Here is a 26,466-nt window from a genome sequence, read left to right on the forward strand (position 1 = left end):
AAATATACCCACTATTTCCCCAGATAGAGTTGCCGATTATGGTAAAAGCAGAAGGCAGAATATATCTAACAAAATAGGTGAGCAGTCGAAATGAAACGATTAGGTGTTTTAACCAGCGGCGGCGACGCCCAGGGAATGAATGCTGCTGTGCGTGCTGTCGTGCGTATGGCACTAGAAAATGATGTAGAAGTATTTGCCATCTACGAAGGGTACCAGGGCATGGTAGATGGGGGTAACCAGATACGCCCTATTGGCTGGAACGATGTGGGCGGTATTTTGCATCAGGGGGGCACGGCCATTGGTTCTGCCCGCTGCCTGGAATTTCGCGAGCGCAGCGGACGGCTAAAGGCGGTACGAAATCTGCTGGCGCACGGCATCGACAGTCTAGTCATTATCGGCGGCGATGGTAGCCTAACGGGTGCGCAATTTTTGTACGATGAGTGGCCCAGCCTGGTGAACGAACTCGCCGAATCTGGGCAAATTACCAGGCATACGGCCGTAAACCACCCCCACGTTCAAATTGCAGGCATCATTGGCTCTATTGACAACGATATGTACGGCTCTGATGTGACGACCGGTTCCGACACGGCCTTGCACCGAATCATCGAAGCAACCGACGCCATCTCCAGCACGGCCGCCAGCCACCAGCGCATCTTTGTGGTTGAGGTGATGGGGCGACGCTGTGGCTATCTGGCACTGATGGGGGCTATGGCTGGCGGTGCCGATTGGGTCTTTATCCCCGAAAATCCTCCTGATCTGGACAATTGGGAAGACAAAATGTGTGAAGTGATGCGCCTGGGGCGGGAAGCCGGTCGTCGCGACATCATTGTGATGGTGGCGGAGGGTGCCCAAGATCGCGATGGCAAACCCGTCACCAGCGAATATGTGAAAGAGGTGCTAGAAAGCCGCCTGGGCGAAGAAACCCGTATTACGGTGCTGGGGCATGTGCAGCGCGGTGGTGCCCCCAGCGCGTTCGACCGCAACCTCAGCACGCTGTTGGGTGCCGCAGCTGTAGATCATTTATTGGCTGCCAACAGTCATGAAAAACCGTTTGTTATGGGTATTCGCGGCAACAAGATTACCCGCACCCCGCTTGATGAAGCCCTGGAAAAAACACATGCTGTGGCCCAGGCTAGCCGAGAAGAGCGATACGAAGATGCGATGCAGCAGCGGGGCAAAAGTTTTAACGAATCCTTCCATATTGTACGCACGATGGTTCGTGCCCTGCCCCATCCGCCCACACCCGGCCAGCGGCGGATGCGTATTGCCGTGCTAAACGCTGGTGGGCTGGCTCCCGGCATGAATACGGCCGTACGGACGGCCGTGCGCCTAGGCACCGATAAAGGCCACATCATGCTCGGTGTGCAAAACGGCTTCCCTGGCCTGGTAAAAGGAGAGATTCGGGAGATGGACTGGATGAGCGTCTCTGGCTGGGCTTCGCAGGGGGGTGCCGAGCTAGGTACCAATCGCATTGTCCCCTCCGGCAGCGACTTTTACGCCATTGCCCGCTCTCTGGAGGAACACCAAATTGACGGCCTGTTGATGATTGGCGGCTGGACGGGGTACGAAAGCGTCTTAAAATTGATGGAACAGCGGCAAACCTTCCCAGCCAACAACATCCCAATGGTGTGTGTACCGGCCACCATCAACAACAACATGCCAGGGGCAGAACTTTGCATTGGGGCAGACACCGCCCTCAACAACATCGTGCAGGCTGTAGACAAAATCAAGCAATCGGCCGTTGCCTCGCGCCGCGTGTTTGTGGTTGAGGTTATGGGACGTAATTGTGGCTATCTCGCCCTGATGAGTGCCCTGGCCACCGGTGCCGAACGCGTCTATACCAATGAAGAAGGCGTCACCTCCAGCAAGTTGATCAACGATGTCAAAGAGCTAATTACCGGATTTAATAAAGGCAAGCGGCTAGGGTTAATGATTCGCAATGAAAATGCCAACAAAGTGTATACAACTGCGTTCATTAGTGCCTTGTTTGAGGAAGAGGGAGGCGATCTATTTGACGTGCGTGAAGCCATTCTGGGGCACTTGCAACAAGGCGGTGATCCCTCACCCTTTGACCGGATTTTGGCCACGCGGCTCGCGTCACACGCCATCAATCATATAGAAGAGCAGATTGATGCTGGGAACTCGACCTGTTTTTGCCTGGGTCAGGTTGGTGGTTCACTGGTCTTTACCGATATGGAAGACGTGCCGCGCATGTATGACATGGAAAAGAAACGGCCGAAAAAGCAATGGTGGATGGATTTGCACCCAATTGCCCGCGTCCTGGCCAAACCTGCACCTCATTAGATTGCAGCACCTAGCTCAATAACAAACAAATTCAGAGTAGCCGTTCGGTCCCGAAATCGTTAAATTACACCCGAACGGCTACTTTGCAATCAATTAGAAATTGGGGGTGGTTTTCTTCTATTTTCCCGCAGACAGATTCCAAATGAAGAGGTAAAATCGTTGATGCCTCACATGGCGTTGAAAATATGCAAAAGCCAAAAAGAATATTCAACGAGACGATTAGACGAGCCTCGCAATTGGCTTTTAGTTGAGCAAACCACACAGAAATCGCTTATTGGCTTTCGAAACAGATGCTGTGGTTTGCCTAAATCTGTCAGCTTTCAAAAAAGGAGCAAATGATGACGAAAATTGGCATTTTAACAGGTGGAGGGGACGTACCTGGCCTGAATCCTTGCATTAAGGCAGTGGTGAACCGCGCCATTGATGAGGGATACGAAATTGTAGGTATCCGGCGCGGCTGGGGTGGTTTACTTGAACTTAACCGTGATGATCCCTCCTCAATAGAAACGCACGTGCTGCCGCTCAATAAGAAGGTGGTTCGTACCATTGACCGCACGGGTGGCACCATGCTGCACACCAGCCGCACCCATCCCGGCAAGGTAAAACCGACTGGCGTACCTGACTTTTTGCGCGATCCTGAACATCCAGAAGCAGAAGCGGCTGACATGAGCCTGCGGGACTTTACGCCCCATATCATGAAAAATCTGGAGTTCTTGGGCATCGACACGCTCATTCCCATTGGCGGTGATGATACGTTGAGCTATGGTGAGCGGCTGCACAGTGAGGGCATTCGCGTGCTGGCTATCCCCAAAACGATGGACAACGATGTTTACGGCACAGATTACTGCATTGGGTTCAGTACGGCCGTTACCCGCAGCGTCCAGTTCATTCATCAGCTACGCACCAGCACTGGCTCGCATGAGCGCATTGCCGTCGTCGAGTTATTTGGCCGTAACTCCGGCGAAACCAGTCTCATCAGCTCTTACCTGGCCGGTGTGGACCGGGCTGTCATCTCTGAAGTGCCGTTTGACCCAGAAAAACTGGCCGAGCTGGTGCTGCAAGATAAACGGGCGAATCCCAGTAACTATGCCATGGTTACCGTCAGTGAGGGAGCGCACATGGTTGGCGGCAAGGTTGTAGAGTATGGCGAAGCAGATGCGTACGGCCACCGTAAACTGGGCGGCATCGGCGAAATCACCGGTGAAGCCATCAAAAAGATTACGGGTGAAAACATCATTAATCAGAAAGTTTCCTACCTCATGCGCTCCGGTGCGCCAGACGCGCTGGACCTGATGGTGGCCACGAACTATGCCAACATGGCTGTGGATCTGATACGCGATGATGTAAGCGGCCGTATGGTTGCCCTGCGCGACGGCAAATATTCGCACATCCCGATGAGTACCGTTACCAGTGGTGTCAAGCGCGTGGACGTGGATGAACTGTACGATGTGAAAGAGTATCGTCCCCGTATTCGCCATGTGATGGGCAAACCAATGTTCCTGTATTAAACAATTAGCCACAGAGTACACAGAGAGTTTCGAGAGCTTTGTTCTCTTAATCTCTCTGTGCGCTCTGTGGCAAAAAACCCCACCTTTTCTGCTAAAATAGCATCATGCACCGCTTTTTTGTAGACCCTCAACATTTTGTGGGCGAGCGGGTTATTTTGCCGCCAAATATTGCCCATCAAATCCGCAATGTGCTGCGGCTACGGCCCGGTACGGCTATTTTGGTGCTAGACAACAGCGGAGCAGAGTACGAGGTACTGTTACGACTAGTAGACAGGCAGCAGGTGGTGGGGGAAGCGATTGCCAAACGGCCGTCGCCCAACGAACCGTCTGTGCAGTTAACGCTGTATCAAGCATTGATGAAGCGCGATAAGTTTGAGTGGGTATTGCAAAAGGGCACCGAGATTGGTGTCAGCCACTTTATTCCCATCGTTACCCGACGCAGCCTGGTCCAAGAAATTGACATAAAAGCGAGCAAGCAGGCCCGCTGGCGCAAAATTCTCACCGAAGCTGCCGAACAATCCCGTCGCGGCTGTATTCCCGAACTGCACCCGCCACAAACGCTGGCACAAGCGTTAGCGCACCACCCCAACCAGCCCGGCTTCATTGCCTGGGAGGAAGAAGAGAGCTTAAGTTTGCGGGAGGCGTTAATGGATGTGAAACGGCCGTCTCACATCTCACTTTTCATTGGCCCAGAGGGTGGCTTTGCGCCAGAAGAAGTAGAAGCTGTGCAAGCGGCGGGCATCCAGGCAATTTCCTTAGGCAAGCGCATTCTCAGGGCAGAAACGGCCGCACTAGTTGCCTCCGCCCTCATTTTGTACCAACTTGAAGAAGTATAATGCAAATAGAATTTGTGTTATGATTGGCAAAGATTCAAGTATGGTTAGCCTAGGTGAAAAGCTATGATCACGATAGAAGTTGACGATTTTGGCAAAATTTATCAGAAATACATCAAACGTCTGGAAGCAGGAGAAACGATCTTATTAACGCGCAAAGGTAAGCCCGTTGCAGAAATCACACCCACACCTCAAAACCTGAAAAATTTACGCCCATTTGGCCTCAGTGCCAGTAAATTTGTAACGCCTGATGATTTTAATAATCCCCTACCTGCTGAACTTTTAGACGCTTTTGAAGGGAAATGAAACTTCTACTAGATACTCACATTTTTCTTTGGTACATAAGTGCTGACAAGAAACTTCCTCAGAAATTTCAGGATGAAATCCGAAATCCAGACAATCAGGTTTATTTAAGCACCATTTCACTTTGGGAAGTGATCATAAAACATCAGATTGGTAAATTGCCCTTACCAAACTCCCCCCAGCTTTTCATTCCTCAAGAAAGGCAACGTCATCAAATAGAAGGCCTTGACTTAGACGAAGAGAGCGTTTGCCAGTTGGCCACACTACCTTATTTGCATCGTGATCCTTTCGACAGAATGCTAATTTGCCAAGCGCAATCAAACCAAATGACGTTAGTAACACTTGATAGTGCCATCTTACAATACTCGGTTGCTACACTCCCCTGAATTTGTCTATGCTCTATCTCGTCGCTACCCCCATTGGTAACCTTGGTGACATGACGCTGCGTGCGCTGGAAACGCTGCGACTGGTTGATGTGGTTGCCAGTGAAGACACTCGCAAGACGGGTCGCCTGCTTAAGCATTTTGAAATTGACAAGCCGCAGCTTGCCTTTCATGAGCACAACGAAGCCAAAGCCGGGCAAAAGATCATAAACTTACTACACGAAGACAAATCGGTGGCAGTGGTGACAGATGCAGGGACACCGGGCATCTCCGATCCCGGCTACTCAATTGTGCAGCGGGCTGTGGCGGAAGAGTTGCCCGTTACTATGATTCCAGGCCCGACGGCGTTGATTATGGCACTGGTTTTGTCTGGTTTACCTGCCCACGCCTTCACCTTTCGCGGCTTCCCCCCACGCAAAAGCGGCAAGCGGCAGCGCTTTTTAGCCGTCGATGCCGAATCGCCACACACCCTCATTTTCTACGAGAGTCCGTATCGGCTCAAGCCATTTTTGAAAGATGCGTTGGCAGTTTATGGGGATCGGGAAACGGCCGTTTGCAATGAACTCACCAAGCTATACGAATCGGTTCACCGGGGATGCCTCTCCGAACTCATTACCTATTTTAAGGAAGAAGAGCCGCGTGGGGAATACGTAGTGGTGATCAGTGGCTTTGCCCAGTGAAGCAGTAAGCAATACGACCGTACTTGCCACGCTGATTAAGCTCAAAACATACCTTTTTCACAAGCTATCCCCAATCGTGTAACAATGCCTTTCTAAATAGTTGTTAATAGTTGTACTCCCCACTATTGTCTACCAAGGAGCAGGTTAACAAACCGTCACCTACTCCCCGTAATTTGCTTGATTGTTCTTTATCCATCAAAAGTTGCATAGCATAATCCATCAAGAGCTAGATGTTTCCCCAGAGCCCAGTGTAATAGACTGTTCCCATCTTCATCAAATCAAGTTTAGGACAAGAAAGCATCGTAACCAGAGCCTAAGACACTGCACTGAGCTTCCCCAAGCATTATCGGAGGCGGTCTTTGGCAGGTTCAGCTTGGGCGGAAAATTGGTTTTGTTGGTTGGGCTGAACGCCGCAACCAACATCTGTATTCCATCCATTATCCATCAGCTCACTGCCGGTCGTAAAGACCTCGTCAAAGGAATAGTCTAATGATTAATCAACAAAAACAGACAATTGATTCTCAGTCAAAAACACCCACTTTTGATCCCATACGTTACAAAGATGGACAACAAGCACAGTGGAACCAAGTGGCTGCTGGCTGGCGGCAATGGTGGCCGCTGTTTGAGCAGGGCGCACAGCCGCTTAGCCAGCATCTTGTTACTTTGGCCAATCTCCAATCCGGACAACGCGTGCTAGATGTAGCAACTGGAGTTGGAGAGCCAGCTTTAACGGCCGTTGCCACAGTTGGCGAAAAAGGCCGCATCATCGCCATCGATCAATCCGCTCAAATGTTGGCAATTGCAAAAGAGCGAGCAGGGACATTAGGCTACCAAGCAGATTTCTTGGAGATGGATGCCGAGTCGCTCGACCTACCTCCAAGCAGCTTTGATGCCATTCTTAGTCGCTGGGGGTTGATGTTTTTGCCCAATTTGGATGAGGCCCTTGGTGAGATGCGGCAATTGTTACGGGTAGGTGGGCGGCTAGCAACGGCCGTTTGGGATGTTCCTTCAAAGGTGCCAATGCTCAGCCTGCCGATGCGTATTGTCCGTGAGTTCCTTCAACTGCCACCACCACCTGCTGGCATACCCACCCCTTTCAATTTGGCAGATATTGCCACATTCGAGCAGCGGCTTGCCCAAGCTGGGTTTAAAGAGATACAGAGCGAATGCCTGACATTAACCTGGGAATTCGCTTCGGCAGAGGAGTTTGTCCAAATGACCCGCGATCTTGCTGCCCCCGTCACCGCTTTGTTAGCCAATCATCCTGTCGAGCGTCAGGTGGCGGTGTGGGATGCTATTGGCGAAGCGGTTGAGCAGTATCGGGCGGCAAACGGCCGTATTGTTGTCCCCAGCGAAGTGATTTGTGTTGTTGCAATTCGATGACACCTGTTATCAACTTTCACCCACGCTCAAGACAACATGTGGCAGGAGCAGATCACGTCCAAATATAGTCTTAAAAGTTATGTAGCGCTACGGGAAAGCCTGAATCGGCTAGTGGATATTGAGCAGCATCCATCAAAAGTTGGATAACAAAATCCATCATGTGCTAGATGCATCCCTAGAGCTAATTGATCTAGACTGTTCTTAACTTAATCTTCTGGAGGTATAAAATGAGTAGTGCAATACTGTTCGATAAAAATAGCATTTGGCGGCGACTTGGCATTGTAACCGTTCTATTGATCCTGTTAATTGGCCCCAACTTTGGCCCCATTCCTCTGACGCTGCTACAGAGTCTCTCTCTTGAAGGGGCGATCATCGGGATGTTAGTCTGGTTTTTGGTTGGGTTTAGCATAATCATCGCCGCTATCTTGCGGCTGAGTGGCATGTCCTTGCGGGAACTACTGAGTTATGTTGGTGTGGGTGCGCCCTCTCGCTTAGGGCCAAATATTGTTGGGGTGATCGTTGGTTTACTAATGGCAGCATCATTCTATGGCAATATTCTCCAATTTGCACCCGAAACCAATCTCGCCCAAATTAATGGGTTTCGGATATTGACGGTACTCTTAGCAGGCACAGGTGTGGTGCTTGAGGACATTATCACGCGTGGCTGGTTGATGAACCAACTGCGGGAGTTGCAGATTCCCAACTGGGTGCAGGCAGTGGCTTCGGCCCTTCTTTTTGCCCTCTATCACACCGTTTTTGCTGGATTTAACATTGCTGCCTTCATCGCCAGTATCGTTCTCGGGTTGATTCTGTCTGGCTTGTTTTTGTGGGGCAAACGCAGCCTCACCCCCGTTATCATAGCCCACAGCCTTGCTGTTATCCTTGCCGAACCGTTTGCTTCAATGATGATTTTCTTGACGGCAAATTTGTAAATAGATTGTAACTATTCAGCAGGCAGACAAGGCCGGTGGAAATTTGCCGGGATTAGGGGATGAGGGGATTAAATTCAATTAAAAAATCCCCAATCCCCTAATCCCGGCTATGTTTTGCGTAGCATGCGGCTTGTCCGCGATAGGATATAAAAATAATGAATATGAAAAACGTATTGGAAAAATTCAGAAATAAATTATTCGCGAAGTGGGTAGTTTGTAGCATAATACCAGATAAAAAAAGTGTGCGATATGGTATCAAATTCAGTTACCCGATCTATATATTGATTGTTTTTGTTGGCACTTCTTTTGAAGATAGGTTCATACTTTCAATAGCAGCACTTATTGCGCTTTTAGCTATAAAGCTTCCATTACACCCTTTTGATTATGCATACAACTACGGAGTTGCAAAGTTAATCGGATTCAATGAGATTCCTGGGCGAGGCTCTGAGTCACAAGTTAATAGCATGGTAGCTCTGATATTTAACTCAGTTGTATTTGCTTTGATAACTTTTGAGGTCTCTATAAATTATGGAGTATTGGCAATTATATATGTTTTGAGTAGCTTATTCTTTATTGGCATTTTTTTGCTTAAAGACTGATCTTACCGTGTATTATCTTGTTCCTGGCTTATGGCGAAACTGCATCGCCAACGCCACTCACAAGAGTGTGCCGGAGGAAGATAAAAGATATTTTAGAATGTGACAGTCACTTTGAAAGTGACTGTCACATTGATTAGGTCTAATAACCCGTAACTTCCCGATTCTTGAGGACACGGACTATACTATTGATATGATAAAAAATCAGGCGAAAGACAAGCGTGAAGTATGGGAAAAGTGGGATTGGGTCTGGCATCTAACAGGCTATTCGGCATTGGGGATTAATGCCATCCTTAGTCTCCGTAATGGTCAGCTTGGTGATTCTCTACCACTCTTTTTAACGCTCTCAGCACTGCTGGCCTTATGGTACATTCCTTTCGTGGCTACCCCCATTGTACGTTGGTGGAATGCGCCTCGACGTGGTTTATTGTACTTTCTTGTTGGTTTTGTATTGTGGGGCGGACTGCTTGCCTTGAATGGGTCCTCCCTGATGCTGGCAGCGATGTTCAACCCCATGATCTTCACCCGCTTCCCCATCCGTTGGGCAATCGGTATCATGATTTCCCTAACAGTGGGCTTTCTCCTACTCTATCAGCTTCTCTACCCCTCAGAAAATTGGTTGATCATCGTCATAGTTGTTTCAGTCTTGCTGTTCATCGCCATCCTGATGGGCTATTTTATCTCGGCGCTTGCTGTACAAAGTATGGAGCGGCAACGCCTATTGGATGAACTGACGCTGACCCGCGCTAGCTTGTTAAAAGCAGAACGTGAAGCGGGCGTGCTGGCGGAGCGGCAGCGACTGTCGCGCGAAATTCATGATACGCTGGCACAGCAATTCACCTCTATAATTATGCATCTGTCTGCGGCGCGTTTGGGTAATTCGACGGCTATACAGACGCATTTGCAGCAGGTGGAACAGGCCGCGCGGGAAGGTCTCGATGAGTCGCGGCGCATTATTTGGGACATGCGCCCGGAGCTGCTTGACGATGCGACTTTGGTGGAGAGTATTGAAGGGGTGGCCGCGCGCTGGTCTGCGGAGAACAAGATTCAAGTGGAAACGGCCGTTACCGGCACCCCACACCCCCTAGACGACGCTATCGAAACTGCTCTGCTCCGTATCACCCAGGAAGCATTGCATAACATCAAAAAACACGCCAAAGCACAGGTTGTCAACATCACCCTCTCCTACATGCCCAGCCTTCTCGCGCTAGACATAGCCGATAACGGCAAGGGGTTCGACACATCAAGACGAAACGGCCGTGGCTTTGGCCTGAAAACGATGCGTGAGCGGGCAGAGGAACTAGGCGGCAGTTTGACCATTGAAAGTGAGTTGGGGCAGGGAACGGCCGTTGCCGTTTCGCTACCCATTGAGGAGACCTTATGAGTATTCGGATATTAATTGCAGACGATCACCCCGTTGTTCGCAGCGGCCTGGTTGCCCTCCTGAACTCGCAACCCGATTTTGACGTGGTTGCTGAGGCTAAAAATGGCGAGACGGCCGTCTCCTTATCTCTGGCCCACACTCCCGATGTCATCCTGATGGATTTACAAATGCCCGTGTTGGACGGTTTGGCAGCTATCCAGCAAATTCGCGCCCAGCAACCAGAGGCACGCATTATTGTCCTGACCACCTATGATACCGATGCCGACATCATGCCCGCGCTTAAGGCTGGGGCGACGGGCTATTTACTCAAAGATACACCCCCTAAAGCGCTATTTGACGCTATCCAAAGCGCAGTTCGGGGTGAAGTTGCTTACGCTCCCAAAGTCACCGCAAAACTCACGCGCCACCTGACTGGGACACCCAAACGAACCTTAAGTAACCGTGAGGTAGAGGTATTGAAACTAGCCTCCCAAGGCAACTCCAACAAAGCGATTGCCAGCAAATTGCACATCACCGAAGCCACGGTCAAATCACATTTTGTACATATCTTTAATAAATTAGAGGTTGATGACCGCACAGCGGCCGTCACGGTTGCCCTGAAACAAAAAATAATTCGGCTGACTTAACAACTCATGTTGAACGAACGTTAGACTGCCAAAGGAAGTTGTAGAGAAATGAAGTGGAAATGGGGAAATGTCCCAATTCCGATACAGTACGTTGCCGGACTAGTGCTTGGCGCTATCCTCCAAGTGTCAGTTCCGCGACCAATTTTCAATGACCCACGAGTTGGGGACATCCTTGGTCTGGTGATTGCGGCGATAGGTATTGGAACTGTTATCTGGTCTGTCGTTGCGGCAGGATATGTCGATATTGAATCTCCACAGAAGCTCGTCACCTCCGGGCCTTATGCTCGGAGTCGTAATCCAATGATGCTCGCTTGGACACTCATTTATGTGGGGATCTCTTTAGTGGCAAACTCTATTTGGATTCTTGCTTTCCTTGTATTGGTCATTCTTGTCACGCACTTTGTGGACATTCCCAAGGAGGAGCAGTTTCTTGAGAATCAATTTGGAGATGAATATGCCGAATATCGGCGTCGCGTGAGCCGTTACTTATGAGGCGTTCTCTGCAAGCATCCCCCCCAACAGTTGACAGTCTAACAACTCGCTGGAGCAGACGCCACTATCTGGCGGAAAAATCAGGGTGTCGTGGAAAGTTGCTGCTACAGTATTAACGTAAAAAGCCTCGATGGTTACGGACTATACTAATTATGATAGAAAATCAAGCAAGCAGTAAGCGCGAAGTATGGGAACAGTGGGATTGGATTTGGCATCTAACTTCCTATTTTGGTTGGGTCTATCCAGAAAACCTGGGGTCAGTTTTGCAGCGCACCAATAATCATTACTTTTACCACATGGGTGAAGCAGCGGCCGTTCGGCAGCTATTAGACCACACCGGTTACCCAGAGGTCATGGCAGATGAGGGGGCGATAGATTATTATCCAGAGCGTTAGGCTAAAAGTACCGCCACGTCTGGCAACGCAAAAAACGAAGCCCGTAGCTCCCCTTTAGAAGGGTGGCGCGGGCTTTTTTGGTGGGAAACGGCCGTTTCTACTTATGATATTGTTCACCCGCCAAAATGGTGCAGGCGCGGTAAAGCTGCTCCAGCAGCAAGATGTGGGCCAGTTCGTGGGTAAAGGTAAGGGGGGAGAGGGAGATTTCTTCGTGACAGGCAGCCAGCACCTCGTCTGAAAAGCCCAATGGGCCACCAATGAGAAAGGCGATACGGCCGTTTTCCACCACCCTCTTTTGCAGCCATTTTGCCAAACCGGGGCTGCTCCGCATTTTGCCCGTGGGCGTGAGGGCGATAAGGCGGTGGCTGTCGCTGACCACTTTCAGCAGTTGCTCTCCTTCCTTGGCCATCGCCACGTCGTCGGGAACGCTGCGGCCAACCACATCTTTCACCTCAACTAGATTGAGCGTGGTGTACCGCCCTAGCCTTTTGACATAATCTTGCTGGGCAGCCAGCCACGCTCTGTTTTTGATTTTCCCCACGGTGGCGATGGTGAGACGGCCGTTTAGTCGCATAGCTCAGTAGGCCAGTATTCAGTGATCAGTAAGTCAGTAAACTGATTACTGAATAACGCCTAGTTGCCGCCCCCCCTCAATAATCGTGTCGGCACAAAAATCAATATCCTCAAGGCAGTGAGCAGCAGAGACGCAGGCACGCAGCCGCGCCTGGCCTTCTGGCACTACTGGAGCCACCACCGCCTGCACAAAAATGCCGCGATCCCGGCAATATTTGGCCAGCATCGCTGCTCGGTCTGTGCTGCCACAGACCACCGGTACAATGGCAGTTTCGGTGTGGAGCAGATCAAATCCGGCACGACGCAGCCGACCAGCAAAATGATCATAGTTATCTTGCAGCTTCTTCACGCGCCATGGCTCTGCCTCAATCACATCGAAGGCTGCTTTGGCTGCCCCAGCGGAAGCGGGTGGAATTGCCGCGGAAAAGATGAAGGCGCGGGCTTCATGCTTCAAAAATTGAATCAGCTTTTTATTACCAGCTACGTAGCCACCCGCGCTAGGGATTGCCTTACTCAACGTACCCATTTTGATGTCGATGCTGTCTGGCGGTAAGTCGAAATGTTCTTCAATGCCGTGCCCTGTCTCGCCCAGCACGCCAATGGAATGGGCTTCATCAATCATTAAATAGGCACCATATTTGCGGCACAGGCGCACCATTTCCGGCAGATTAATGATGTCACCATCCATGCTAAAAACTGAATCGGCAATGACCAATTTACGGCCGTTCGCCCCCGCCTCCTGCAATCGTCTTTCCAGATGATCCATGTCGTTGTGCCGAAAACGGACAAATTTGGCCATCGCCAACATGCAGCCATCTACAATGCTGGCGTGGTTTAGCTTGTCGCAAATGACCGTATCCCCTTTCCGTAGCAAGCTGGAAATGGTGGCTAAATTTGTTACGTAGCCACTGGAAAAGGTGATGGCCGCTTCGGTTTGCTTAAACTGGGCAATGCGGGCTTCTAATTCGTTGTGTAGCTTGAGGGAACCGGCCAGCAGGCGCACACCGTGGGTGCCGGTACCGTATTTATCAACGGCCGCTTTGGCCGCTGCGTTAATTTCAGGATGTCCAATGAGACCCAAGTAAGAGTAGCTCCCCAGCATAATCATCTCGCCGTGATTTTCTACATTGACACGGCCGTTTGGCAAAATATCCTGCGTCGCTTCCAAGTAGAAATAAAGTCCCACCTCTTTGTAATGTTCAATATCCCACAAAGTTTCCGGTACGAGTTCCGGCTTTTTCAACGTGGTTTCACCAATCATTGATCTCTCCTCATCACACAAAATAGGTTCAGGTTGTCGCCATCGTGCCTGAACAACACCGTAATTTTATCGTTGGCTCAGCCATTTCTCAACAAGTTACGCATTCCTGCCTAAAACGTTGCTCAGAATAGCTTACCTCAGCTTGCCCCCCGCCTGCAATCCTGCGACAATCCGGTCGTCAGTAACCAGTAAGTCAGTGGTCAGTAATCAGTAACTGCCATCTCTTTACTGAACACTGACCTACTGAACACTGTTCACTGGAGAGAGATGCCAAAACCCACCCGCATCATCAAATGGCGCGTTCGGCGTCAGCAGCGCCGGCAGCGCAGCGGACTCAACGTTTTTCGTTGGGTGAGTGTGATTGTGTTGGGTTTGGCAACGGCCGTCTTCACCTTCATTTTGCTGGGGGCTGTGGGGGGTACGGCCGTCTTCGCCAGCTTTACGCGCGATTTGCCTAACTTCACCGAGCTGGAACAGTTAGGGCGAGATAGCAGCGCCACCTTCGAGACCAGCAAAATCTACGCCTGGGGCCAGCCAACCGCCGATGGCCAGCGCGACCTCACCCTTATCTACGAAATCATAGACCCGCTCGGCGGCGACCGCCAGTGGCTGCCCCTCGACCAAACGCCGCAGCAGCTTATCGACGCCACCGTCGCCATTGAGGACCGTACCTTTTGGACCAATCAAGGTTTCGACATGATCGGCATTGGCCGCGCCTTCAACGAATACATTTTGCAGGGCGGCGAGATTCAGGGCGGTTCCTCCATCACCCAGCAGGTGGTCAAAAACAATCTTATCGAACCGGAACGGCGCATTGTGGGCGAGGTGGGCTTGGACGACTACCAGCGCAAGCTGGAAGAGCTGCTGCTGGCCCGGCAGGTGGCCGAGAATTACAGCAAAGAGCAAATTTTAGAATGGTATCTCAACACCAACTTTTACGGCAATCTGGCCTACGGCATTGAAGCCGCCGCCCGCATTTACTTCGACAAACCCGCCGCCGAACTGACCCTGGCTGAAGCCGCAATGCTGGCCGCCATTCCCCAATCTCCCGCGCTGAACCCCATCAACAACCCGGAAGCGGCCAAAGCGCGGCAGGAGTTGGTGTTGGATGCGATGGTGCGGGAGGGGATGATTAGTGCGGAAACGGCCGAATCTACCAAAGTCCTCCCCGTCCCCGTCGTCAACGCTATTACTGACCGCTTCGACATTATTGCCCCCCATTTTGCCCTGTACGTGCAGCAGCAGCTAGAGCAGATGTTTGGCCCGGAACTGGTGCTGGGCGGCGGCTTGCGCGTTTACACCACCCTCGATCTCACCACCCAGCAGCAGGCAGAATGCGTCGCCCGCGCTCACGTTAACCGCCTTTCAGGCGTCATAGGCCCCGGCCTGCCCGCCGACGAGCAATCTAGCTGCGCCGCCCTCAATTTTTTGCCGCCGCTGCGACCCGGTGATGAGGGTGTGGATCATGAGGTGGGGAATGCGGCCGTACTCATGCTAGACCCCCGCACCGCCGAAATCAAAGCCATGGTCGGCAGCCTGAACTATTGGGACGAAAGCATCGACGGCTCGTTTAACGTCGCCGTAGACGGCCTGCGCCAGCCCGGCTCCGCCTTCAAGCCATTCACCTACCTCACCGCCCTCAGCCAGGGCTACTCCGCCGCCAGCATGGTGCTGGATGTAGAAACTGACTTTAGCGAAGCCAACAACGGCATTCCCTATGTACCGCAAAACTATGACCGCCAATTTCACGGCCCGATGCGCTTGCGCCAGGCACTAGCCAACAGCTACAACGTCCCTGCCGTGCAGGTGATGAGCTGGGTCGGCGTGAACAAAGTCCTCCGTACCGCTCACAGCCTGGGCATCAACAGCCTGGATCAGGGCAGCGGCAGCTATGGCCTCTCCCTCACCCTCGGCGGGGGCGAGGTGTCCTTGCTGGATATGGTGTACGCTTTTTCGGTGATGGACAACATGGGCGTGATGGTCGGCCAGCCCCGTCCGGCGGAGCAAATCCGCCCCGGCTACCGCACGCTAGACCCCGTTGCCATCCTGCGCGTGGAGGACCAAAACGGCAACGTTTTGTACGAATACAATCAGCCCCAGCGGCGCGAAATCCTCACCGCCCAACTGGCCTACGTCATGAACGATATGCTATCGGATCGCAGCGCGCGCTGCGCGGGCTTTGGCTGCCCCAACGTGTTGGAACTGCCAGACAATCGCCCCGCCGCAGCCAAAACCGGCACCACCAACGACTTCCGCGACGGCTGGACCATTGGCTACACGCCGCAGCTGGTCACCGGCGTCTGGATTGGCAACAGCGACAACAGCCCGATGCAAGATGTGCCCGGTTCCAAAGGCGCGGCGCCCATCTGGAATGCCCTCATGAGTTGGGCGTTGCAGGATGAACCGCTAGAAAATTGGCCGCGCCCCACGGGCATCGTGGAACAGCCAGTGTGCAATCTGTCTGGCCTGCTGCCCACCTCCTTCTGCCCCACCGTCTCGGAGATTTTTATTGACGGCACGCAACCGACCATTTTTGACAATATGTACCAGGAGTTTGCCATCAACCGGGAGACGGGCCGCTTGGCGACGATTTACACGCCGCCAGAGCTAATCGACCGGGAGCTATTTGTGGTTTACCCGGACGCCGCCGCCGACTGGGTGCGCGAAAACGAAATCCCGCAGCCGCCGGACGAGTACGACACGATCACCGCGCCGGACAGCCCGGATGAGAACATTCGCATCAGTGCGCCCGCGCCGTTTGCCTTTGTGCAGGGGCAGGTGGTGATTACCGGCACCGCCCGCAGTGACAATTTTGCCTTTTACCGATTGGCCTATTTTGAAGGATTGACGCCCGACAATCTGCAAACGCTGGCGGATAATGTGACCGAGCCACGCGAAAATGCGGAGCTGGCCGTGTGGGATGTGTCTGGGCTGCAAGGGTTGTACACGCTGCTGCTGACGGTGGTGCGCCAGGACGGCGGCTTTGAGGAGTACAGCGTCCAGGTGACGGTGGACAACACGCCGCCCACGGCCGAAATTCTCTTCCCCCTGCCTGACCAGCAAATCTTCACCGACGAGGAGTGGGTGATTGTGCAGGCGCAGGTGGCGGATGATGTGTCGCTAAACCGGGTAGAGTTTTATGTGGACGGGGCGGAGGTGCCGTTTGCCATCAGCACGGTGCCGCCATTTACGGAAAAGTGGGACATTCCGGGGCCTGGTTGTCACAGTTTCCGGGTGGTGGCTGTTGATGCGGCTGGGAATGTGAGTGGGGGGGATACGGCCGTATCCGTCTGTCTCGTGGAACGGAATTGATGTTATTGGGTAGATATTTTCAACATGCAAAAGTGTAGTTGAGAAATTTATGAATAAAGAAACTGATCAGCATGTGCCTGAATGGGCAGTTTGGCTAAAAGACATAGATATTATTGCCGCCATCATAATTATTATCATAGGTCTAATTACAATATTCTTGTTTGAAAATTCGCTAACTGGTATTAGCTTCACTTTGTCTATCGTAGTAGTTTATCTAGCAACAATACGACCAGTGGTTAGAAAACCTCGACTAACTTTTTTTATCGACAAAGTTCGATGCTCTGCGCCTACGGAACAAGGAGATACAGCAAGTTGGTTTATGCGGTTAGGGATTGTTAATTATGGCTTAACAGCCGCAGACAAGTGCGTAGGTCGAATTGTCAGTATATGGACAGAAACTGGTGAACAACTTGAAAAGTTTGACCCCCTAACTCTCTATTGGGCAAGGCAAGACGGCAATCACACAGGTTTCAGCCCTATAAATATTCAGGGCTATTACGATTTTGAGTATCTCGATATCGGACAGGTGAAGCAAAATAACTTAACTCCGATAACCTTACGAGTTGTGCTTGAACCACCAATGATTCTTTCAAAGGGGGGAAATAATTCTCCATCACCAGGTTCGACCCCTTCTTTGAGACCTGGTACTTATTTTATTCGAGTTGCAGTATATGCAGAGGAGGCAAATATTCCTCCCACTTGGCTGGAGATTACTTGTTCTGAAAAAATCTCTGAATGTGGTGAATTTGTTCCTTGTAGTATTCGAAGGGGCAAACCTAATTTTGTATAAAGCTCAATAGGTGAATAATCTTCTGGTATTTTAGAGTGCATTTCAGCGGTTTTCTCGAACGCTGTTCAGCTCCTCGGCTACACGAGATATAATCTGGTTAGTAGACAAAGTCTTGTGGATTTGCGGAGTGAGTTGATACCATTCTTGCTTACGTTGATATTTTTTTGCACCGTAAGAAGCCCCAGAAGACACAATACCAGCGAGTGACGTTACATTGCCAAGAATCGGAATCAAACCAATTACCTCCAACACTGTAGAGGTTGCATCAAAAAATCCAGCAGCCTTAGCAGAAATACCGGATTTATTAATCGATTCATGAATGAGTTCAAGAAGTCGCTGTTTGACATTTGATTCATCTTTAAATCCGTGCACCAGAGAAACAAAATCGTCCGCGTAGCTACGGAGGTCTTTGTCAGCCTTGAGTTCATATACAGAATCTAGGGTACGAGGATTAAAAATTAGCCCAGATATGTCAATATAATCTTCGATTGCTTTGAGAGAAGATTCCGACACCGTGCCTACTTCCCTATTTGACTCATCAAGTTCAGCCATCCTTTGAATAAGTGCTCGTCTTCCACCAGAGCATATTACTGGGCATCCATACATTTTAGCTAGCCGTATTTCATAACGAGTGTCTCTTAGAATTTGTTGCCAATTTTGCTTGGGCACCCTCCGTAAAATTGTATTTATGACCGAATCAGACATATCTTTGTTGACCTGATCCGTAATTTCACCTTGCGCACTATACCAATCTTCAAAAGGTGAATAAATGCCCAGTTCCTTATTTTCATACCCTCGTTCAGTTTCCCAGCTTGCCATATCTGGCAAAGGATTATCAACAGGTTTAATAATGATTTCTTTATATAGTACAGCAAGCGTGAGACTCAAATCTAACAATTCACGGTAATTTTTACCATACAAAGTCAAGTAATAAGGATGGTTAGAATCCGTATGGTGTGCACCTAATTCATCTGCGAAGAAAGCGTAAAGTGAGCCTGAAAACGGATAACTGAGGATGATCTGATTGGACATTTTCGACCTCTATAGTTCCTTATCCCGCCGTAGTATTTTATTAGCGAGAAAATTCATTTTGCTACAATTGGCGGCGCAAATTGCGAAAGCTATGCTATTCATGTTTTGGTGGGATACGGCCGTATCTCCACCCCTCTCACCTCACCCCAACCAACTGGCAAATGGGAAACGGCCGTTGCCCAATTTAGCCCAAATGCGAGTTTGCACAATCCAAACAAACATACCCCTTGCTTGAGATTGAATACCCATCCTCCGCCAAGCGAATGACGCGATTGCACTGGCTACAATGCGTTGGCTCATAGCTTGGTGGGCTTTTGAGTGGCTCAAAATTGTATTCATTTGTGCCGTAGTAAACGTACATTTCCGTTTCCATCATATCAAGACAGGCTTGGCAATCCTGCCAGCGCCCTTCATGATCTTCATGCCAATGGGCGGCGCAAAGCGTATAGCGATCATGGTTGCGATAGCAGCTATTACGCGCGTAAGAAAACATCACATAGGTATCCGCATCATCGCAAATCCAGTTATTGCAGCAAGGTGTGCGTATCAAGTTCTCCACATTGCCACACAGCTTGCACTGCTTAACCCCTTCCGCAATCGGTTGAATCGATTTTGACATGCCTTCTGGTTCATCCGCATCAACGTATGGGATGATTCCTGCCTCAGCTAGCATTTGCTGCATTTCGTATGGAAATGAGCGAGCGTCCACAATAAAGCCATCCGGCGTTTGCACCATCCAGGCCATTGAATTCATCTCCATGAGACTCGGTAAGGTCCATTCAGGATCAAATTGATACATATCGAACATCTTGCGAATTTGAAGGGACTTGCTGGAGCCAGTTGCTTCACTGACGTTAAAAAGTTTCCACAGGTCACGCACCCTCATGCTTGGCTCAAAGCTTTGGTCTGAAAGAAAGTTGACCAGCCCTAAAGCATGGACGATACCCGCAGCCCAGCTTTTTGCTTGTCCCCGCGCAATGGGAGACGGCCGTTTTCGAGCAAGGGCAGCCGCTAAATAACGGGCATATTCAGCATACTCTTGGTCAAGATGCGCGTTGCAAACTGCATCAGTTAATTCAGTAATAGCCTCAAATTTCGGCTTCAACTGTTTGGGAACGCGTGATGATTTTTTCTTAGCCATCTGCGCAACTCCTTATTCTAGTTGTCTCACCCAGCTCGTTTACTACAATTTTATCTGAAGAAGAAAGCGACCGGGTACGGCCATATCCTCCCCACACCTCACCCCAACCAACTGGCAAATGAGAAACGGCCGTTCAGGACACACTTTTGCGCTGGGAAACGGCCGTTTTTTGGAATCCTCACATAGCTTTTTCTAAGCAAACATCAAGCGACCTTTCGGTTCTGGAATCGGCCGTCCCAGAGCTTGAGCGGTTTCTATCCATTCATCAATAATGGTTTCCAGATTGCTCAAAACTTCGCCATGCGTTCCACCATCGGCGGCACAGCCAGGCAGCTCAGGAACTTCGGCAATAAAAGCTTTGTCTTCATCGCTCCAATAAATAATTACTTCGTATTTGTATTTACTCATCATCACCCTCGTCGGCTAGCTTGTAGCGCAAAATGATATTGCGGACTTGTTTAACCTGATAAGCCTTTGCCTTGCTGCGCTTCGGCTGCAAGTTCAGGATTTCCTCTACGTCACTTCTTGTAAAAATATGATGGCTGCCCTTAATTCTCTCGTTAAAACCTAGATGATGCAGCACCAGGCACAGATCGTTGAAGGAAATATTGGCATCTGATGTACCTCGCATAACCTTTAGAAGTATTTTTTCTTTCTTGCCCATGCCTGGAGTTTATCATATTTGGTCAATTTTCTATTAGGGTCGCAATTATGTTAACAGAAAGCTGATTTAGAATCTACATTTTAGAACGAGCACGGCCGTATCCCCCCCACACCTCACCCCAACCAACTGGCAAATGGGAAATGGCCATGGACTTTACAAAAATTCCACGTGATTTTCCATTTCCTCAGCCGAAAGCACCTGAAAAATGAAGTGCAAGCCACGCACCATGTAGCCAATGGATTGTTTTGGCTGCACAAAAACGATCCCGGCGTGTTGCACACCCTGAGCATGAAGTGCCAAGAAATCGTCATCTTGCGTTATCAAAACACGCTGTTCCTGCGCGGCAAAAGCCAACTGCTCTCCATCAGCAGCACCCAGCAAGCCCGCTTGTGGCGTACTCAAGACATCCACACGACGACGCTTTAGCCCGGCAATAACAGCCGCCGGGATATGTTCATCTGTTTGGAACCGAATCTCACTCATTAAACTGAATGGGTAGTTTGGAAGGAATCTTCTTTTTCATTTCGGCAACGAGGGTTTCACTGGCTTTAATTGCCTCGTCAATTTCGACTGGATTGTTGTGGTAGTAAGCTAATGCGGCATAAATCTCAGCTAATGTTAAATCGTATTCAGTGGCAATTTCATCGGCACTCATCCCCAACCATTCGTGCCAGATGACAATGTTCTGCACCGCAATGCGCCGTCCCGCAATGCGGGGCTTGCCGCCTATCACGCCTTCTGTCTTTTCGATATAATGGTCTAGCGTTTGTACAGTCATATCTGTTTCCCCGCTCAAATTTGATGCAGCAACTTACATCTAATCAACTTCACATCAAGATTATACTCGATTTTTTGGAAATCTCGCCTCTCCCCCCAACCAACTGGCAAATGGGAAACGGCCGTCCTAAAACCCCGCTAACCATGCCAATTTGAACCAAATCATACTGATGCCAAGACTTTGACCTCTGCCTCTAATCGGTTGCCCAACGTCATTTTTGCCTTTTCAATCTCATAGTGGGTCTGGATGCCTGTCCAGAACTCAACCGACATACCAAAGTAACGCGCCAGTCGCAAGGCCGTGTCGGCACTAATGCCGCGTTCGCCGCGAACAATTTTGCTAATACGCATGGCGGGCACGCCTATATCTTTTGCCAGGCGATATTGGCTAATTTCCATGGGCTTCAGAAATTCTTCCTGTAAAATCGCACCAGGATGGATGGGAGGATACTCTCTCATAATTATCACCTCAATGATAATCCACTATTTCAACAGCATAAACACCATCTTCGCGCCATTCAAAGCAAATTCGCCACTGATCGTTGATACAAATGCTGTGCCGCCCTGCACGATCACCCTTTAATGCTTCCAGCCGATTCGCTGGCGGAACGCGAAGATCATTCAAATTTGTGGCGCGATGAAGCATGATCAATTTTCGTTCAGCAATTCGCTGGATAGTGTGAGGCAATTTTTTGGAGAAACGGCCGTTCCACCAATCTACCTCATTCTTCATAAGTCCAACGGCCGTTTGCCACAGCCACCAGTTTATCAGCAGTACGTTGATATACACGGAAAGGCAGATTGGACGTGCGTTGAAAACGCAAGTCAACGACGTTATAGAGGAAGTAGTTCTTTTTTATCCCGCTGATTTCTCCCCAGGGCACAAAGAAGGGAGGATGTCCCGGCCGGAAGAGAAACATCACCGAGAAGTAAACGCCCTCTTCGTCGGCGCAAATTTTAACCACGTTTCTATAGCTGGATGAGAGTCGCAAAATGGCACTCTGTAAGGGGAAACATTCGGCTGCGTGCGGTTCATGGTGGGTATACGATTCGGCCATGCTGCCCCAGCCGCCCAGGCGAGAAATAAGGAAGACGATGATGCTCCAAAACAGGGGGAAGATGATGAAAAAGCCAAGAATGATCAGGATAGTGGCGATTGTTTCTGTATTCATGGCTGAAACGATAGCGTGATTACGGCCGTTTGTAAACTGTTTCGGTTTGAATCTACCTTAAAACCTCCCCTCCCCTTCAGCAAACGTGAGGTTGGTGAAGAAGCTGAACATGGCCACAGTTTCGCTGCCCCAATCAGCAAAAGGAGCAGCCAGCAGTCGCCGACCATACCAAATGGAAACGCCAATGCTAAAACAAATGCGGCCGTTCTGGCGTGACGATGTACCAAATGTAGTAAGTGTACACGCCCATCGCCACAGCGGCCGTCCATACAATAAACGTGGCCCACATCCAGTAACGCAAACGGCCGATTTTGCGCGGCAAGATTTTGTGCCCAGCCAATAAACAGTAGGTGGCCAGAAGTTGGGCAATGGTCCCCAAAACGGCATGGATAACCACAACGAGATAAAACGGTTCAAACGGCCGTTGTACAAACTCGCTGGGTACATTCTCATACCGCAGCGACAACACCATGATAATGATGATGAAAAAGAAGTTCAGCACCACCACTGGCGTCTGAATCCGGTCATGCAGATGGTAGTTGCCGCGTCGCTGGGCAACCACGGCAACGCAAATGAGCATGTAAAATAGCAGCTCTGCCACCAGAGCCAAATCTGCCCCCATGTAGCTTGCTGGGGCTAAAAATCCATCGCCACTAAGCATCAGGTCCTCTCTTTTGGTTGTTGTCGAGTTCTGTCCCACGCATTATATGAACGAAGCTACTGCAATGGCAAGCAAACCACGCGCACATCATGCATCGCGCAAATTGCGTAACGGAATGATTGTGGGGCTGGATCAGGGGGTTGGGGTGAGGGTAGCAGGAGTGGCGGTAGGCGTTACGGCCGTTTCCCCTTCTTCGGCACTCTCTTCTTCCCCTTCAGGAGATTCCGCATCTGCCTCGGCATCGAGTGCTGCTTCCGCCGCAGCGGCTGCGGCCGCTTCGCGCAAGGCCCGGTCTACCACATTTTCGGTGTATGGTTCCTGAAAGTTGAAATAATTGTAGGTAAGCTGGGCAAACTGGCGCAAAATGGGGAAGCTAAAATCGTGCAGCAAAAAGTCACCTTGGGGAAAATGCAAATATTCCACAATCACATAATCCCGATTGGGCGAAAAAACGATGCCCGCGTCACCATGCGTCACCTCATCCCAGCCATGCTTGTGAGAGACAAGCGTGGTTTCCGGCACGCCAAAGCGAATTAGATTTCCCTCTTCATTCAAAATCATCAGGTCGATGATGGCCTGGCATTCCTGCGGGGTTAGCTCGCCGGGGTAAACAGCCAGCAGCGCACCACCGCCGTTGGCGCAATGGTAAATCATTGCCAGCAGTGTCCCGATATCTTCGGCCGTTGTTTGCCGCGCCGTGTCTGGCTCAAAAATGAGGCTGGCACCGTTGTTGGCTGGCGTGGTATATGTGTTTGGGCGCGTGGAGACGGCGATGGCATCATACGGAATCGCCATGAAGGTGTTTACCAGTCCCAGCCGATGCAGTGACTCGGTAAGCAGTTCAGCCCCCTCGTAGGTGTTGGCTTCGCCCGCAATTTCATGCAGCAGCAGGTTGGCACCATAGTTACTGGATTGAACGGCCGTATCATACAAAATCCCCTGCACATACTCATTCGGCGGCCCATCCAGTCGGCGGTACGCCTCTACAAAAATCGCAATCTTCAAAATACTCAAACCGGAAATCGACTGGTCGGCATTGATGGCCAGTTCTTCCCCCGTCTCTAAATCAATGATAAACACGCTTGCCAGCAAACCTTGCCCATCATTGGCCATCACCTGCTCAATTTGCGTACGCAGCACATCCATGTTTAGCTCGGCTGGTTCCTGCATTTCAATCACCAGCTCAACCTGGCGATCTTCAACATCGGCCTGATAGAGTGCCATCTCAACGGCTGGCAAACTGGCATCTACATCGGTAACATAGCCTGCTTCACCTGGCTGGTAGTTACTGCCCGCGCCTAACATCAGTTGCGGAGCGGTGGCAGGCTTGTCCAAGAAGCTGGCTACGTTTTCAAGCTGGGTTCGCAAGGCGGCCTGGTCATGCCCGGCCACAACTTGAACTGACGTTGTTTCAAACGAGCGGTTGAGCAAGAACTCGACAAATCCTTCCGCAAACGGCACCTCGCCGCGTGCCGCTTCGGCCTGATCCAACATCGCCTCAACATCCAGATTGAACCCCACATCCTGCGGGTTTATGTCAACCTCTTCTTCGAGATGTTGCAGGGTAACAGGTGACCAATAATGCGCCCTCAGTGCATTTGCCGCTTCCTCGCGTGACATGCCACCCACGTCAATGCCCGCAATCATGGTGGCCGTGGGCAGTTTTTCACGCACCAAGCTGTACAAAAAGGCCTGGTAACCCAAAAATAGCAAGCCAACAGCCAGCAAAATTATGGTCAGGAATTTTTGAATCGCCTTTAACATGGGCTAGTTCGTCCGGGCATCGGCCAAATAGGGATTGTCGAAATTGAAGTAGTTGTAGGTCGCGCGAGACAGGTTTGCCAACAAGGGTGAGCTAATTTCCCACTCCAGCCAATCTGGCTTGTATAAAAATTGCACAATCACATAATCACCGCCAGGGGAAAAAACAATGCCTGCATCTCCGTGCGTATCGCTAATCCAGCCGTGGCGATGGGCAACGGCCGTTTCCTGCGGCACCCCCTCCTCAATGAGGCTACCAATCTTGTTTTGCAGCATAAACGCCAACATCGTTTGGCATTCTGTCTGGCTAATGTCCCCTTCAAAGACGGCCATTAAGGTACCGCCTTTGCCCTCGGCACAGTAGTAAAGCATGGAAAGCAGCGTTCCCATATCTTCAGCAGTGGTTTGCAGGTATGGATTGGGCAAGGTGCGGACTTCTTCGGTGGAATTGGCAGGCGTAGACGGCCGTACCGTTCCTGCCGGTGGATCACTATCATAGGGCAGCACAATAAAGGTGTTTACCAAACCGAGACGCTGCATCGTTTGCGTTACCAATTCCGCACCTAAACGAGGGTCATCTTGCCCAGCCACAAAGCGCAGCAGTTGGTTGGCCCCCTCATTGCCTAAATCTGCTGACAAGGTGCTGGAAATCCACGACGATTGCGTAAGCGTGGGTTCCTGATCCAGCAGCCGATACGTTTCCAGCACAATGGGCAGCTTCAACAAATCCATACCAGACATCGGCAAATCGGCGTTGATGGCGATTTCATCCACGCCAGAGTTGAGGTCCATTACAAACATGCTGGCGGCACCGCCCGTAATTTGCTCATAATCTTGCAGGCTGTTAACCAAAAGTCGAGTGAGCAGGTTGATTTGCGGCCGTTCCGGGTTGCTGGGTTCTACTATCAGCCGCGCTTCACGATTGGAGGCACGGTAAAGCGCACCTTCTATGTCGGCAAAGCTGGCTTCAATGTTGGTAATCGTGCCTGTCTCGCCATATTGAAAGCTAAACGTACCGGGCACGGGCTGGGCGGGTTGAGTCGGCTCATCCATCAAGGCAGAAATATCTGCCAATACGCGGCGCAACGCTTCCCGATTGTGCGTTGCCGACAGCTCTACCGGGGTCACTTCCACCGGCTCGCCCCACAAAAACCCCCAAAAGCCAGCCCAGAAATCTTGCTGGGTGCGCTCGATGTCGGCGCGGCTTAACATTGCTTCTAAATCCAGCTCAAATTCAGCGTCAGCCGGGCTAATCTCAAACCGATCCTGACCATGATAGATGATGACAGGTGCTTCAATGTATCGGTTAGTAAGCACGTTTGTTGCTTCGCCAGGCGACAGCCCGCCTACCGTCACACCGGCCACGGTTAGCCCGGTTGGGTAATTTCCGCGCAAGCTGGCAAACTGGAACAGCTTGATCAAAAGAAATAAGGATGTGCCTACCAGTATGACAACGGTGAACCATTGTCCCGCACCTGGGGAGGAACGTCGATTCATCTTTTA

At 50.6% G+C, this 26,466-nt stretch carries 29 protein-coding genes; 15 read left to right on the forward strand and 14 right to left on the reverse strand.

The genetic code is table 11. The features are described 5' to 3' along the window. The first annotated feature begins 90 nt into the window (after positions 1-90). The 13 genes from ACOQPU_RS13340 (at position 91) to ACOQPU_RS13400 (ending at position 11,819) form a co-directional block, all read left to right on the forward strand. Positions 91-2,304 carry a 6-phosphofructokinase gene (locus tag ACOQPU_RS13340; protein WP_420645588.1) on the forward strand — a complete coding sequence of 738 codons (2,214 nt, stop codon included), beginning with the start codon at positions 91-93 and terminating at the stop codon, positions 2,302-2,304. Positions 2,305-2,642: 338 nt separating this feature from the next. Beyond that, positions 2,643-3,812: a 6-phosphofructokinase gene (locus tag ACOQPU_RS13345; RefSeq protein WP_420645836.1), complete on the forward strand. Its 1,170-nt coding sequence runs from the start codon at positions 2,643-2,645 to the stop codon at positions 3,810-3,812. A 104-nt stretch (positions 3,813-3,916) separates the two neighbouring features. Beyond that, a complete protein-coding gene (locus tag ACOQPU_RS13350) occupies positions 3,917-4,648 on the forward strand; it encodes a 16S rRNA (uracil(1498)-N(3))-methyltransferase (protein WP_420645589.1) in 732 nt (243 codons plus the stop codon). A gap of 63 nt (positions 4,649-4,711) precedes the next feature. Continuing rightward, complete coding sequence (locus ACOQPU_RS13355; protein WP_420645590.1) at positions 4,712-4,951, forward strand: type II toxin-antitoxin system Phd/YefM family antitoxin; 240 nt, start codon at positions 4,712-4,714, stop codon at positions 4,949-4,951. After that, positions 4,948-5,334: a type II toxin-antitoxin system VapC family toxin gene (locus ACOQPU_RS13360; RefSeq protein ID WP_420645591.1), complete on the forward strand. Its 387-nt coding sequence runs from the start codon at positions 4,948-4,950 to the stop codon at positions 5,332-5,334. Before ACOQPU_RS13355 ends, ACOQPU_RS13360 begins: the two co-directional genes overlap by 4 nt. Positions 5,335-5,342: 8 nt before the next feature. Beyond that, entirely contained in the window at positions 5,343-6,011 is a 669-nt protein-coding gene (rsmI, locus tag ACOQPU_RS13365; RefSeq protein ID WP_420645592.1) for a 16S rRNA (cytidine(1402)-2'-O)-methyltransferase, read from the forward strand. 489 nt (positions 6,012-6,500) lie between these two features. Further along, positions 6,501-7,394 (forward strand): class I SAM-dependent methyltransferase, encoded by an 894-nt coding sequence (locus ACOQPU_RS13370; RefSeq protein ID WP_420645593.1) that lies wholly within the window; start codon positions 6,501-6,503, stop codon positions 7,392-7,394. Positions 7,395-7,621: 227 nt separating this feature from the next. Further along, entirely contained in the window at positions 7,622-8,326 is a 705-nt protein-coding gene (locus ACOQPU_RS13375; protein ID WP_420645594.1) for a type II CAAX prenyl endopeptidase Rce1 family protein, read from the forward strand. Between the two features lie 155 nt (positions 8,327-8,481). Continuing rightward, on the forward strand, positions 8,482-8,925 hold the full coding sequence (locus tag ACOQPU_RS13380) for a hypothetical protein (protein ID WP_420645595.1): 444 nt from the start codon (positions 8,482-8,484) through the stop codon (positions 8,923-8,925). Between the two features lie 190 nt (positions 8,926-9,115). After that, complete coding sequence (locus ACOQPU_RS13385) at positions 9,116-10,306, forward strand: histidine kinase (protein ID WP_420645596.1); 1,191 nt, start codon at positions 9,116-9,118, stop codon at positions 10,304-10,306. Next, positions 10,303-10,932: a response regulator gene (locus ACOQPU_RS13390; protein WP_420645597.1), complete on the forward strand. Its 630-nt coding sequence runs from the start codon at positions 10,303-10,305 to the stop codon at positions 10,930-10,932. The genes ACOQPU_RS13385 and ACOQPU_RS13390 overlap by 4 nt, the downstream gene beginning before the upstream one ends. Before the next feature lie 48 nt (positions 10,933-10,980). Beyond that, on the forward strand, positions 10,981-11,424 hold the full coding sequence (locus tag ACOQPU_RS13395) for a methyltransferase family protein (RefSeq protein WP_420645598.1): 444 nt from the start codon (positions 10,981-10,983) through the stop codon (positions 11,422-11,424). Positions 11,425-11,576: 152 nt separating this feature from the next. Next, positions 11,577-11,819, forward strand: a complete 243-nt coding sequence (locus ACOQPU_RS13400) for a hypothetical protein (RefSeq protein WP_420645599.1) — start codon at positions 11,577-11,579, stop codon at positions 11,817-11,819. Between the two features lie 97 nt (positions 11,820-11,916). On the opposite strand, the gene ACOQPU_RS13405 is transcribed toward ACOQPU_RS13400, so the two are convergent. Next, the gene (locus ACOQPU_RS13405; RefSeq protein ID WP_420645600.1) at positions 11,917-12,393 is read right to left on the reverse strand and encodes a 23S rRNA (pseudouridine(1915)-N(3))-methyltransferase RlmH; all 477 of its coding nucleotides are present in this window, start codon (positions 12,391-12,393) and stop codon (positions 11,917-11,919) included. A gap of 45 nt (positions 12,394-12,438) precedes the next feature. Continuing rightward, positions 12,439-13,653, reverse strand: coding sequence for an aminotransferase class I/II-fold pyridoxal phosphate-dependent enzyme (locus ACOQPU_RS13410; RefSeq protein WP_420645601.1), 1,215 nt, complete (start codon positions 13,651-13,653; stop codon positions 12,439-12,441). 267 nt (positions 13,654-13,920) lie between these two features. Here ACOQPU_RS13410 and ACOQPU_RS13415 point away from each other — a divergent pair, with 267 nt between their 5' ends. Both ACOQPU_RS13415 and ACOQPU_RS13420 read left to right on the forward strand, forming a co-directional pair. Continuing rightward, entirely contained in the window at positions 13,921-16,965 is a 3,045-nt protein-coding gene (locus ACOQPU_RS13415; RefSeq protein WP_420645602.1) for a penicillin-binding protein, read from the forward strand. Positions 16,966-17,014: 49 nt separating this feature from the next. Next, positions 17,015-17,755 (forward strand): hypothetical protein, encoded by a 741-nt coding sequence (locus tag ACOQPU_RS13420; protein ID WP_420645603.1) that lies wholly within the window; start codon positions 17,015-17,017, stop codon positions 17,753-17,755. A 42-nt stretch (positions 17,756-17,797) separates the two neighbouring features. Here the strand turns inward: ACOQPU_RS13420 and ACOQPU_RS13425 are convergent, their stop codons facing one another. The 12 genes from ACOQPU_RS13425 to ACOQPU_RS13480 form a co-directional block, all read right to left on the reverse strand. Then, positions 17,798-18,787 carry a hypothetical protein gene (locus tag ACOQPU_RS13425; protein WP_420645604.1) on the reverse strand — a complete coding sequence of 330 codons (990 nt, stop codon included), beginning with the start codon at positions 18,785-18,787 and terminating at the stop codon, positions 17,798-17,800. A 184-nt stretch (positions 18,788-18,971) separates the two neighbouring features. Continuing rightward, entirely contained in the window at positions 18,972-19,928 is a 957-nt protein-coding gene (locus ACOQPU_RS13430) for a DUF6398 domain-containing protein (protein WP_420645605.1), read from the reverse strand. Between the two features lie 192 nt (positions 19,929-20,120). Continuing rightward, positions 20,121-20,336: a type II toxin-antitoxin system HicB family antitoxin gene (locus tag ACOQPU_RS13435; RefSeq protein ID WP_420645837.1), complete on the reverse strand. Its 216-nt coding sequence runs from the start codon at positions 20,334-20,336 to the stop codon at positions 20,121-20,123. Then, the gene (locus tag ACOQPU_RS13440; RefSeq protein WP_420645606.1) at positions 20,329-20,592 is read right to left on the reverse strand and encodes a type II toxin-antitoxin system HicA family toxin; all 264 of its coding nucleotides are present in this window, start codon (positions 20,590-20,592) and stop codon (positions 20,329-20,331) included. Before ACOQPU_RS13440 ends, ACOQPU_RS13435 begins: the two co-directional genes overlap by 8 nt. Positions 20,593-20,745: 153 nt before the next feature. Continuing rightward, positions 20,746-21,075, reverse strand: a complete 330-nt coding sequence (locus ACOQPU_RS13445) for a DUF5615 family PIN-like protein (protein ID WP_420645607.1) — start codon at positions 21,073-21,075, stop codon at positions 20,746-20,748. Beyond that, positions 21,068-21,370 carry a DUF433 domain-containing protein gene (locus ACOQPU_RS13450; RefSeq protein ID WP_420645608.1) on the reverse strand — a complete coding sequence of 101 codons (303 nt, stop codon included), beginning with the start codon at positions 21,368-21,370 and terminating at the stop codon, positions 21,068-21,070. Before ACOQPU_RS13450 ends, ACOQPU_RS13445 begins: the two co-directional genes overlap by 8 nt. 161 nt (positions 21,371-21,531) lie before the next feature. Beyond that, positions 21,532-21,828: a HigA family addiction module antitoxin gene (locus tag ACOQPU_RS13455; RefSeq protein WP_420645609.1), complete on the reverse strand. Its 297-nt coding sequence runs from the start codon at positions 21,826-21,828 to the stop codon at positions 21,532-21,534. Positions 21,829-21,838: 10 nt separating this feature from the next. Beyond that, positions 21,839-22,102, reverse strand: a complete 264-nt coding sequence (locus tag ACOQPU_RS13460; RefSeq protein WP_420645610.1) for a type II toxin-antitoxin system RelE/ParE family toxin — start codon at positions 22,100-22,102, stop codon at positions 21,839-21,841. Further along, positions 22,092-22,541 carry a hypothetical protein gene (locus ACOQPU_RS13465; RefSeq protein WP_420645611.1) on the reverse strand — a complete coding sequence of 150 codons (450 nt, stop codon included), beginning with the start codon at positions 22,539-22,541 and terminating at the stop codon, positions 22,092-22,094. The genes ACOQPU_RS13460 and ACOQPU_RS13465 overlap by 11 nt, the downstream gene beginning before the upstream one ends. 187 nt (positions 22,542-22,728) lie before the next feature. Beyond that, positions 22,729-23,202 (reverse strand): DUF420 domain-containing protein, encoded by a 474-nt coding sequence (locus ACOQPU_RS13470; protein ID WP_420645612.1) that lies wholly within the window; start codon positions 23,200-23,202, stop codon positions 22,729-22,731. Between the two features lie 132 nt (positions 23,203-23,334). Next, positions 23,335-24,966 carry a serine hydrolase gene (locus ACOQPU_RS13475; RefSeq protein WP_420645613.1) on the reverse strand — a complete coding sequence of 544 codons (1,632 nt, stop codon included), beginning with the start codon at positions 24,964-24,966 and terminating at the stop codon, positions 23,335-23,337. Between the two features lie 3 nt (positions 24,967-24,969). Continuing rightward, complete coding sequence (locus tag ACOQPU_RS13480) at positions 24,970-26,460, reverse strand: serine hydrolase (protein WP_420645614.1); 1,491 nt, start codon at positions 26,458-26,460, stop codon at positions 24,970-24,972. Positions 26,461-26,466 lie beyond the last annotated feature (6 nt).

It is taken from the genome of Candidatus Leptofilum sp., assembly GCF_965223285.1.
Taxonomy (GTDB): Bacteria; Chloroflexota; Anaerolineae; order Promineifilales; family Promineifilaceae; genus Leptofilum.

Bases quoted from the DNA above. Each gene is read 5' to 3' on its own strand.
- ACOQPU_RS13340 (WP_420645588.1), top strand. From the start codon at position 91: ATGAAACGATTAGGTGTTTTAACCAGCGGCGGCGACGCCCAGGGAATG.
- ACOQPU_RS13345 (WP_420645836.1), top strand. From the start codon at position 2,643: ATGACGAAAATTGGCATTTTAACAGGTGGAGGGGACGTACCTGGCCTG.
- ACOQPU_RS13350 (WP_420645589.1), top strand. From the start codon at position 3,917: ATGCACCGCTTTTTTGTAGACCCTCAACATTTTGTGGGCGAGCGGGTT.
- ACOQPU_RS13355 (WP_420645590.1), top strand. From the start codon at position 4,712: ATGATCACGATAGAAGTTGACGATTTTGGCAAAATTTATCAGAAATAC.
- ACOQPU_RS13360 (WP_420645591.1), top strand. From the start codon at position 4,948: ATGAAACTTCTACTAGATACTCACATTTTTCTTTGGTACATAAGTGCT.
- rsmI (WP_420645592.1), top strand. From the start codon at position 5,343: ATGCTCTATCTCGTCGCTACCCCCATTGGTAACCTTGGTGACATGACG.
- ACOQPU_RS13370 (WP_420645593.1), top strand. From the start codon at position 6,501: ATGATTAATCAACAAAAACAGACAATTGATTCTCAGTCAAAAACACCC.
- ACOQPU_RS13375 (WP_420645594.1), top strand. From the start codon at position 7,622: ATGAGTAGTGCAATACTGTTCGATAAAAATAGCATTTGGCGGCGACTT.
- ACOQPU_RS13380 (WP_420645595.1), top strand. From the start codon at position 8,482: ATGAATATGAAAAACGTATTGGAAAAATTCAGAAATAAATTATTCGCG.
- ACOQPU_RS13385 (WP_420645596.1), top strand. From the start codon at position 9,116: ATGATAAAAAATCAGGCGAAAGACAAGCGTGAAGTATGGGAAAAGTGG.
- ACOQPU_RS13390 (WP_420645597.1), top strand. From the start codon at position 10,303: ATGAGTATTCGGATATTAATTGCAGACGATCACCCCGTTGTTCGCAGC.
- ACOQPU_RS13395 (WP_420645598.1), top strand. From the start codon at position 10,981: ATGAAGTGGAAATGGGGAAATGTCCCAATTCCGATACAGTACGTTGCC.
- ACOQPU_RS13400 (WP_420645599.1), top strand. From the start codon at position 11,577: ATGATAGAAAATCAAGCAAGCAGTAAGCGCGAAGTATGGGAACAGTGG.
- ACOQPU_RS13405 (WP_420645600.1), bottom strand. From the start codon at position 12,393: ATGCGACTAAACGGCCGTCTCACCATCGCCACCGTGGGGAAAATCAAA.
- ACOQPU_RS13410 (WP_420645601.1), bottom strand. From the start codon at position 13,653: ATGATTGGTGAAACCACGTTGAAAAAGCCGGAACTCGTACCGGAAACT.
- ACOQPU_RS13415 (WP_420645602.1), top strand. From the start codon at position 13,921: ATGCCAAAACCCACCCGCATCATCAAATGGCGCGTTCGGCGTCAGCAG.
- ACOQPU_RS13420 (WP_420645603.1), top strand. From the start codon at position 17,015: ATGAATAAAGAAACTGATCAGCATGTGCCTGAATGGGCAGTTTGGCTA.
- ACOQPU_RS13425 (WP_420645604.1), bottom strand. From the start codon at position 18,787: ATGTCCAATCAGATCATCCTCAGTTATCCGTTTTCAGGCTCACTTTAC.
- ACOQPU_RS13430 (WP_420645605.1), bottom strand. From the start codon at position 19,928: ATGGCTAAGAAAAAATCATCACGCGTTCCCAAACAGTTGAAGCCGAAA.
- ACOQPU_RS13435 (WP_420645837.1), bottom strand. From the start codon at position 20,336: ATGAGTAAATACAAATACGAAGTAATTATTTATTGGAGCGATGAAGAC.
- ACOQPU_RS13440 (WP_420645606.1), bottom strand. From the start codon at position 20,592: ATGGGCAAGAAAGAAAAAATACTTCTAAAGGTTATGCGAGGTACATCA.
- ACOQPU_RS13445 (WP_420645607.1), bottom strand. From the start codon at position 21,075: ATGAGTGAGATTCGGTTCCAAACAGATGAACATATCCCGGCGGCTGTT.
- ACOQPU_RS13450 (WP_420645608.1), bottom strand. From the start codon at position 21,370: ATGACTGTACAAACGCTAGACCATTATATCGAAAAGACAGAAGGCGTG.
- ACOQPU_RS13455 (WP_420645609.1), bottom strand. From the start codon at position 21,828: ATGAGAGAGTATCCTCCCATCCATCCTGGTGCGATTTTACAGGAAGAA.
- ACOQPU_RS13460 (WP_420645610.1), bottom strand. From the start codon at position 22,102: ATGAAGAATGAGGTAGATTGGTGGAACGGCCGTTTCTCCAAAAAATTG.
- ACOQPU_RS13465 (WP_420645611.1), bottom strand. From the start codon at position 22,541: ATGAATACAGAAACAATCGCCACTATCCTGATCATTCTTGGCTTTTTC.
- ACOQPU_RS13470 (WP_420645612.1), bottom strand. From the start codon at position 23,202: ATGCTTAGTGGCGATGGATTTTTAGCCCCAGCAAGCTACATGGGGGCA.
- ACOQPU_RS13475 (WP_420645613.1), bottom strand. From the start codon at position 24,966: ATGTTAAAGGCGATTCAAAAATTCCTGACCATAATTTTGCTGGCTGTT.
- ACOQPU_RS13480 (WP_420645614.1), bottom strand. From the start codon at position 26,460: ATGAATCGACGTTCCTCCCCAGGTGCGGGACAATGGTTCACCGTTGTC.